The following is a 532-nucleotide window of genomic DNA, read 5'->3' as shown; positions in this document are numbered from 1 at the left end:
GCGATCCAGCCGGCGTGGCGGCCCATGACTTCGACGATCATGACGCGTTGGTGGGATTCGGCGGTCGAGTGCAGCCGGTCGATGGCGTCGGTGGCGATGGTCAGGGCGGTGTCGAAGCCGAAGGTGACGTCGGTGCAGTCGATGTCGTTGTCGATGGTTTTGGGTACGCCGACGACGGGGACGCCTTCGTCGGCCAGCCAGGAGGCGGCGGTGAGGGTGCCTTCGCCGCCGATGGGGATGAGGACGTCGATGCCGTTGTCGTCGAGGGTCGCCCGGATGCGGTCCAGGCCCGCGCGCAGGATGTCGGGGTGGGTGCGGGCGGTGCCGAGCATGGTGCCGCCCTTGGTGAGGAGGCGGTCGTTGCGGTCGTCGTCGGAGAGCTGGATGCGGCGGTCCTCGAGCAGGCCGCGCCAGCCGTCCTGGAATCCGACGACTGCGGAGCCGTAGCGGGAGGCGCTGGTGCGGACCACCGCGCGGATGACCGCGTTCAGGCCGGGGCAGTCACCCCCGCCAGTGAGCACTCCGATCCGCA

Annotated in this window: 1 protein-coding gene; it reads right to left on the bottom strand. The window is 70.3% G+C overall.

Annotated elements, in window-relative coordinates; genetic code table 11:
• The coding region (locus FK530_RS25385) for an ATP-dependent 6-phosphofructokinase (RefSeq protein ID WP_146489529.1) at window positions 1–532 on the bottom strand (532 nt) is incomplete at both ends.

This window comes from Tsukamurella conjunctivitidis, assembly GCF_007858475.1.
In the GTDB taxonomy this organism is placed as follows: domain Bacteria; phylum Actinomycetota; class Actinomycetes; order Mycobacteriales; family Mycobacteriaceae; genus Tsukamurella; species Tsukamurella conjunctivitidis.
This window is presented reverse-complemented; position numbering and strand designations above follow the sequence as displayed.